General features: G+C 61.4%; 8 protein-coding genes. 6 read left to right on the plus strand and 2 right to left on the minus strand.

The window, feature by feature from the left end; genetic code table 11:
• Nucleotides 1–5: 5 nt before the first annotated feature.
• A complete protein-coding gene (locus E4Q08_RS10150; RefSeq protein WP_034908494.1) occupies nucleotides 6–434 on the minus strand; it encodes a hypothetical protein in 429 nt (142 codons plus the stop codon).
• Entirely contained in the window at nucleotides 431–1327 is an 897-nt protein-coding gene (gene ubiA / locus E4Q08_RS10155) for a 4-hydroxybenzoate octaprenyltransferase (RefSeq protein WP_169070300.1), read from the minus strand. Before ubiA ends, E4Q08_RS10150 begins: the two co-directional genes overlap by 4 nt.
• 273 nt (nucleotides 1328–1600) lie before the next feature.
• On the opposite strand from ubiA, the gene E4Q08_RS24645 reads away from it, so the two are divergent.
• From E4Q08_RS24645 to E4Q08_RS10185, 6 genes are all read left to right on the plus strand, one after another.
• Entirely contained in the window at nucleotides 1601–2842 is a 1242-nt protein-coding gene (locus E4Q08_RS24645; protein ID WP_248594823.1) for a sensor histidine kinase, read from the plus strand.
• Nucleotides 2839–3000, plus strand: a complete 162-nt coding sequence (locus E4Q08_RS10165; RefSeq protein WP_169070301.1) for a hypothetical protein — start codon at nucleotides 2839–2841, stop codon at nucleotides 2998–3000. Before E4Q08_RS24645 ends, E4Q08_RS10165 begins: the two co-directional genes overlap by 4 nt.
• A complete protein-coding gene (locus E4Q08_RS10170; RefSeq protein ID WP_248594824.1) occupies nucleotides 2988–3443 on the plus strand; it encodes a response regulator in 456 nt (151 codons plus the stop codon). Before E4Q08_RS10165 ends, E4Q08_RS10170 begins: the two co-directional genes overlap by 13 nt.
• A gap of 13 nt (nucleotides 3444–3456) precedes the next feature.
• Nucleotides 3457–4776, plus strand: a complete 1320-nt coding sequence (locus E4Q08_RS10175; RefSeq protein ID WP_169070302.1) for a diguanylate cyclase domain-containing protein — start codon at nucleotides 3457–3459, stop codon at nucleotides 4774–4776.
• Between the two features lies 1 nt (nucleotide 4777).
• On the plus strand, nucleotides 4778–6754 hold the full coding sequence (locus tag E4Q08_RS10180; protein ID WP_169070303.1) for a putative bifunctional diguanylate cyclase/phosphodiesterase: 1977 nt from the start codon (nucleotides 4778–4780) through the stop codon (nucleotides 6752–6754).
• Nucleotides 6755–6896: 142 nt separating this feature from the next.
• A partial coding sequence (locus tag E4Q08_RS10185) for an IS4/Tn5 family transposase DNA-binding protein (protein ID WP_169070304.1) occupies nucleotides 6897–7157 on the plus strand: 261 nt, incomplete at its 3' end.

Consider the following 7157-nt stretch of genomic DNA (forward strand, 5'->3'; position numbering starts at 1 on the left):
TGGGGCTATCTGAGGCGATAGGAGTAGTGGCAGCCGACACAGGCCGAGGTCAGCGACGGCAGTGCAGCGATGGTTTTCTCGCGATCGGCGCTGGCAGCGATGCGGGCAAAGTCGCTGGCCGCCTGATGCCCATCGATGCCGATGCGGTGCATCGCCGGTGGCATGTGCGGCCCAGGACGCGCGTCGAAAGGCTGGCCGCGATGTCTGCCCATTGCCGAGAGGCCGAGTTCCTTTTCGGCAAGTTCGCCGGCCTCCTTCAGTTTGCCGGCCGCTACCAGGCCGAGAATTTCGTTCAGGGCAAGCAGGCTGGCACGCATCTCGGCACGCAGATTGGCTTCTGCCGGCGCCGGCATCGGTGCCAGCTGGCGAGTGTCTTCGGCCGCCTGCAAGGTGCCCGTCAGTAGCAGAAGCGCGCAGAACAGGTAATTTTTCATCCGTTGATTCCACTTGTGACCAGAAAATCGAGGGCAATACCGGCGAAGACGCTGGCACCCAGCCAGTTGTTGTGCCGGAAAGCCGTGAAGCAGCGCTGCGGATCGCGTTCGCGGATCAGCGTGTAATGATAGGCGGCAATCGCCGCCGCGATCGTCAGCCCGCAGTAAAACAGTTCGCCGAGGCCGAGTCGGTAACCGAGCGCAGCGATCAGGCCGAGAGCGAGCGCGTAACAGAGCATCACCGCCGCCACATCGGCGCGACCAAAGGTGATCGCCGAACTGCGGATGCCGATCTTCAGATCATCGGCCCGGTCGACCAGTGCGTATTCGGTATCGTAGGCAATCGCCCAGAAGACGTTGGCCAGCAGCAGCCACCAGGCTTCCAGCGGCACCCTGCCGAGTTCTACGGCATAAGCCATCGGGATGCCGAAACCGAAAGCGACGCCGAGATAGGCTTGCGGCACGGCGAGAAAGCGCTTGCTGAAGGGATAGCTGGCGGCGAGAAACAGTGCTGCCACACAGAGGCCGGCCAGCAGCCAGCTAAAGAGCGGCAGCACCAGGGCGAAAGCGGCCGCCACCAGCGCCAGAAACAGCAGAATGGCCTCGTTGGCCGATACCCGGCCGGCGGCCAGTGGGCGCTCGCGGGTGCGCGCCACATGCGGGTCGAAATTGCGGTCGGCCAGGTCGTTGATCACGCAACCGGCCGAACGCATCAGCACCGTCCCGAGGACGAAGATCCAGACCACCAGCCAGTTCGGCCTGCCCCGTGCCGACAGCCATAGTGCCCACAAGGTCGGCCAGAGCAGCAGCAGGATGCCGATCGGTTTGTCGAGACGCATCAGCCGCTCGTACAGGTCGATCCGTTCGCGCAATTTTTTGCCTGGAAGGTTCATGGCCCTCATTCTAACGGTCATGGCTGTTGCAGGCACCCCCCAATCCATCCACAATCCATGAAAGCCGTTTGACGGAGCATCGCGAAGAGTGCACTATTTCCTGGGGAAGCGCTGCGGATCGATGTGCAGTACAGCGCGGGCCTGTCCGCTGGTCGCACCCTGTCGGTTCAGCGCACGGCCAACGGGTCCATCAGCGGGCCTGGCCATTCTATTATCTTCGCTCTACGGGCAATCTGATGACCACAGTCCAAAGCCGTTTGATCCTCGAAATCGATGAACAGTAAGCGGGTCGAGGATCACGGCCTGTTGTCCACCTGGTTTGTCGCGGAATCCGCCGAGGTCGAAGCTGCGCTGGTCGACAGCCCGTGGAAGGTGCTGCTGGTAGACGACCAGAAGGATGTTCATGCCGTCCTTCACCTGGCTCTGCACGATATGCTGATCGAAGGCCAGCGGCTGCTCCTGCTCGATGCCTTGTCGGCCAGAGAGGCGCGGAGGGCGATCGCCGCCAACCCGGACATCGCCCTGCTCCTGCTGGATGTGGTGATGGAGTCCGATCAAGCCGGCCTGGAATTGGTGCGCCACATCCGCGAAGAACTGGGCAACCACAGCGCCCAGATCGTGCTGATCACCGGTCATCCAGGCTATGCTCCGGAGCGGGAGGTGATCAGCGGCTACGAGATCGATGGCTACCTGCTCAAGTCGGAACTGAGCGCCAATCAAATTTTCGTGCAGGTCTATTCCGCCATCCGTACCTACCGGCTGATGCGCGAGCACGAGATCCTGCAAGAGGATCTCAAACAGAAGATCACCGAGCTCAAACGCTCGAATGCCGAACTGGAACAGTTCAGCTACGCCATTTCGCATGACCTGCGTCAGCCCTTGCGAATGATCTCGAGCTATATGCAACTGCTCGGAATGAGCCTCGCCGACCAACTCGGCAGCGAGCAACGTGACTACTTCAACTTTGCCATCAACGGCGCCAAGCGCCTTGACCGAATGCTGCTCGGCCTGCTCGAGTACTCGCGCGTCGGTCGCCTGGGTGAGCCGCCGGAGTGGATCGAAAGTCGGTCGATCCTCGATGACGCGCTACTCTTCCTGCAAGCAACCCTCCTCGAAGCACAGGCGAGCATTCGCGTCGGCGGCGAGTGGCCGCGTGTCTTCGTCAGCCCCGACGAGATACTGCGACTGCTGCAGAACCTGATCGGCAATGCGGCCAAATTCAGGAATGCCTGCCGGACTCCGGAGATTTCGATCTCCAGCAAGGTGTCCGCCGGACACTGGTACCTTTGTATCGCCGATAACGGCATTGGCATTCCTCCCGAGCAGATTGCCCGGCTGTTTCAGGTCTTCCAGCGCTTGCACAGTCGTGCGACTTTCGACGGCAGTGGTGTCGGACTGGCGCTTTGCCGAAAGATTGCCGAACATCATGGTGGGCGAATCTGGGCCGACTCGGCAGGCGAAGGCCAGGGAAGCCGATTCTGTGTGTCGCTGCCGATACCGCCGGAGGTGGCATGACGCCACCGGCAAGTCCGCCAGCGCCCGCCCGCAGTCCGCGCCGGCCAAGGCTGGCGGAGAGCAGCGGCAAGCTGCTGTCGCGGCCGGCGTATGTGGCTGTGTTGGTGTTCGTCTGGTCGCTGGTCCAGAAATACGATGTGATCAAATGTCAAATATGAACCCGTCGGCACAGAACTTCGTGATCCTGATGGCCGAGGACGAGCCGGCCGATGCCTATCTGCTCAGGCTGGCATTGAACGAGAGCTGCCTTGCGGCCGATTTGCAGCATGTCGTCGATGGTCGCGAGGCGCTCGAGTATCTGCGGCGCCAGGGTCCGCGCTTCGCCCAGGCAAGCCGTCCCGATCTGATTCTGATCGATCTCAACATGCCGCGCATGGACGGCCGTGAGTTCCTCGCCGTCGTCAAGGAGGATGCTGCACTACGCGACATTCCGGTGATCGTGCTGAGCACCTCGCAAGTGGAACGTGATGTGCTCGGAGCCTATCGTCTCGGGGCCGCCGGCTACATCGCCAAGTCCCCGGATGTCACCGTGTTCATCGAAGACATCCGGCGATTGAGCCACTACTGGGTGTCCCGGCCACGTTTGCCAGAATATCGATGATGGAGAGCTGTGGATGAATGAGTCGGAGCAAAGGCGAATTTCGATTCTGGTGATCGAAGACGAACCCGGTGATCTGGGTCTGATCCAGGCGTATGTCCGACTCGCCGGCATCAGACGTATTGGCGACCAGGATCCGGTGGTCTGGGCGTCGACGCTCGCGCAAGGGGTCGCCGCTGCCGCGGCCAGCATGCCGGATGTCATTCTGCTCGATCTGTCTCTGCCGGATTCGTCCGGACTGCATACGGTCGAGGCGATGCACACCGTGGCGCCCGATGTGCCGATCATCGTTCTCACCGGTCAGGACGACCATCAGCTTGCCGAGGCGGCCCTGCAGGCCGGGGCGCAAGATTATCTGGTCAAGGGCCAGTTTCAGCACGATGCGCTCGGACGCGCCATCCGGCATGCGCTGGTCCGCCAGAAACTCGAATCGCGCCTCAGCCTCTTCAGGGCGGCACTGAATTCCGTGGCCAACGGCATCCTGATCACTGACATCGATTCGACCATCGAATGGGCCAACCCGGCGTTTACCCGGATGACCGGGTTTTCGCTGACGGAAGCCGTGGGTCGCCACACCGGCGAGATGCTCAATTCCGGGAAGCAGGATCCGCAGTTCTACCGGCGCATGTGGGACACCATTCTGGCCGGCCGGGTGTGGACCGGTGAACTGATCAACCGCCGCAAGGACGGCAGTCTCTACGCCGAGGCGCTGACCATTTCCCCGGTCACCGATGGCAACGGCAGGATTCAGCATTTCGTCGCCATCAAACAGGATATTTCCGAACGCAAGGCCAACGAAGAGCGCGTTCAGCATCTTGCCCACCATGACCAGTTGACCGACCTGCCGAACCGCAGCCTGCTCAGCGACCGCCTCTTCCAGGCCCTGGCGCAGGCGCGGCGGGACCGCGGTACGGTGGCCCTGATGTTTCTCGATCTCGACAGCTTCAAGCCGGTCAACGACACGCTCGGCCATGACATCGGCGATCTCCTGCTCAAGGAAGTCGCACTCCGTCTGCAGAACTGCGTACCCAGGGAGTCGGACACCGTTGCACGCCTCGGCGGCGACGAATTCGTCATTCTCCTGGCACAAATCGAAAAGGCTGCCGATGCCGTGGTCGTGGCCGGCAAGCTGCTGGCAGCGCTCGAGCGTCCGTTCCTCATCGGTCCTCACCGCATCAGCATCTCGGGGAGCATCGGCATAGCGGTCTATCCGCAGCACGGCGACGAGGTCAACCAGTTGTTGAAGAACGCCGACATCGCCATGTACCACGCCAAGAAGGCCGGCCGCAACTGCTACCGGTTTTTCCGGGAAGTCACCGAAACTGCAGGAGTCTGACATGCCTGTCACGCCGGCACTGATGTCTGGCCTGCTGCAGATTGCCGGCGTCTTCGTGGCGCTGCTGCTGATCGTCTTCCTGATTCGCTCGTATCAGAACCGTATCGATGACGTGCGTCGCCTGGGCAGCGATCTCGCCCAACGCAGCAGGGAGCTACAGGCGCGTGAAGCCGATTTCGAGCGGGACCTCACCGCAAGAAGGGAAATGGAAGCCGACCTGCGTGAGCAGAAGGAGTTTTTCCGGCTGATCTCCGAGAGTATCGGCGAGCATATCGCCGTTCTCGATCTGCAAGGGCGACGGGTATATAACAGTCCTTCGTATCGGCAATTCTTTGGCGATACGCGGCAACTGGCAGGGACCGATTCGTTCGGCGATGTCCATCCCGAAGATCGCGAACGGGTACAGCGAGTCTTCCAGGAAACCGTGCAAACCGGCACCGGGCAGGAAATCGAGTATCGTCTGGTACGACACGATGGCAGTGTCCGGCACATGGCGTCGGCCGGAAAAGTGATCCGGGACAAGGCCGGGCAGGTGGTCCGCATCGTCGTTGTCTCGCACGACATCACCGATCGCAAGCAGGCGGAACAGTGGGAGCGTATTGCCGCGACCGCTTTCGAGTCGCAGCAGGGCATGTTCATCACCGACGCCGCCGGGGTCATCCTGCGAGTCAACCAGGCGTTCACCGAGATCACTGGCTACAGCGCCGAAGAATGCGTCGGCCAGACGCCGAAACTGCTCAGTTCGGGACGCCACAACGCCGCTTTCTATGCCGCGATGCGCCAGAGTCTGGAACGCAGCGGCTCCTGGCAGGGTGAAATCTGGAACCGCCGCAAGAACGCTGAAATCTTCCCGGAATGGCTGACGATTTCCGCTGTGATCGACAACGAGGGCAGGGTTACCCACTATGTGTCCACACTGACCGACATCAGCCTGCGCAAGGCTGCCCAGGAAGAAATCCAGCAACTGGCTTTTTACGACGCCCTGACGCGTCTGCCGAACCGCCGTCTGTTGCACGAGCGCCTGCAGGCAGCGATGGCCGCAAGTGCGCGCAGTGGCCGCCAGGGTGCCCTGCTGTTCATCGATCTGGACAATTTCAAGACGCTCAACGACACACTCGGGCACGACATGGGCGATCACCTGCTGCAGCAGGTCGCCAAGCGTTTGCTGACCTGCGTTCGCGACCGCGACACCGTTGCCCGTCTCGGCGGCGACGAGTTTGTGGTGATGCTCGCGAGCCTGGGCGCACGTGCGCAGGAGGCGGCTACCCAGAGCCGGATCGTCGGCGAGAAAATCCTGGCTGCTCTCAACCGACCCTACGATCTGGCCGGCAGCGAGTACCACAATACGCCGAGTATCGGCATCACGCTGTTTGGCGGCCAGCATGACGCGATCGACGAACTGATGAAGCGGGCCGATCTGGCCATGTACGATGCCAAGGCCACCGGCCGTAATACCTTGCGCTTTTTCGACCCACAGATGCAGGCCGTGGTCACTGCCAGGGCGGCTCTGGAGAGAGACCTCCGGGAAGCGCTGCAAAAGCAGGAGTTCTTCCTTTGTTACCAGCCACAGGTCGACCAGGCGGGCCGCATCGTCGGCGCCGAGGCGCTGCTCCGTTGGCGGCACCAGCAACGCGGCCTGGTGACCCCCGCCGAGTTCATTCCTCTCGCCGAGGAAACCGGGCTGATCCTGCCGCTCGGCTTGTGGGTGCTGGAAACCGCCTGTGCGCAGTCGGCTGTCTGGGCGGCACAGGCAGGACGAGCGGGACGGGAAAACTTTACCGTTTCGGTGAATGTCAGTGCGCGGCAGCTGTGTCAGCCCAATTTTGTCGAGCAGGTGCTGGGGGTTCTGGCGAGTACGGCGGTCAACCCGCACAACCTCAAGCTCGAACTCACCGAGAGCATGTTGCTCGACAATGTCCAGGAAATCATCGCCAAGATGACGGCGTTGAAAGCACCCGATTACCCACAACTCACTTGACATAGGAGCGCGCGGCGTGGCTTGACTCCAACGCGATAGCAAACGCTGTTGCATTTCTGCTTACCCACCCCATATATGCAAACGGCAACAGTTTTCAAGCTGTTGTTAAAACGTATATTTCGTAATCTTGCGGAGGTATGGCATGGGTTGGGCAGCGGAGGAGTTCAAGGATCTGGATTTGGGGGATGCGCGGCGGACGCGGCGCTTGATCAAGCTGGTGGATGATCTGTCGGCACAACCGACCGGAAGCATCCCGGTGGCTTGCGGGGGTTGGGCGGAAACCAAAGCGGCCTACCGGCTGCTGGACAATCCCGCGACGGACTGGCGTGAAATCCTGGAGGTTCATACCCAGCAAACGATAAAGCGGATGCAGGGCCAGCCGGTTGTCTTGTGTGTTCAGGAT

This window comes from Candidatus Accumulibacter contiguus, assembly GCF_012940005.1.
In the GTDB taxonomy this organism is placed as follows: domain Bacteria; phylum Pseudomonadota; class Gammaproteobacteria; order Burkholderiales; family Rhodocyclaceae; genus Accumulibacter; species Accumulibacter contiguus.

What these genes read in the sequence shown, in the direction of transcription:
- E4Q08_RS10150 (WP_034908494.1), bottom strand. Translation starts at nt 434, where the DNA reads ATGAAAAATTACCTGTTCTGCGCGCTTCTGCTACTGACGGGCACCTTG.
- ubiA (WP_169070300.1), bottom strand. Translation starts at nt 1,327, where the DNA reads ATGAACCTTCCAGGCAAAAAATTGCGCGAACGGATCGACCTGTACGAG.
- E4Q08_RS24645 (WP_248594823.1), top strand. Translation starts at nt 1,601, where the DNA reads ATGAACAGTAAGCGGGTCGAGGATCACGGCCTGTTGTCCACCTGGTTT.
- E4Q08_RS10165 (WP_169070301.1), top strand. Translation starts at nt 2,839, where the DNA reads ATGACGCCACCGGCAAGTCCGCCAGCGCCCGCCCGCAGTCCGCGCCGG.
- E4Q08_RS10170 (WP_248594824.1), top strand. Translation starts at nt 2,988, where the DNA reads ATGTCAAATATGAACCCGTCGGCACAGAACTTCGTGATCCTGATGGCC.
- E4Q08_RS10175 (WP_169070302.1), top strand. Translation starts at nt 3,457, where the DNA reads ATGAATGAGTCGGAGCAAAGGCGAATTTCGATTCTGGTGATCGAAGAC.
- E4Q08_RS10180 (WP_169070303.1), top strand. Translation starts at nt 4,778, where the DNA reads ATGCCTGTCACGCCGGCACTGATGTCTGGCCTGCTGCAGATTGCCGGC.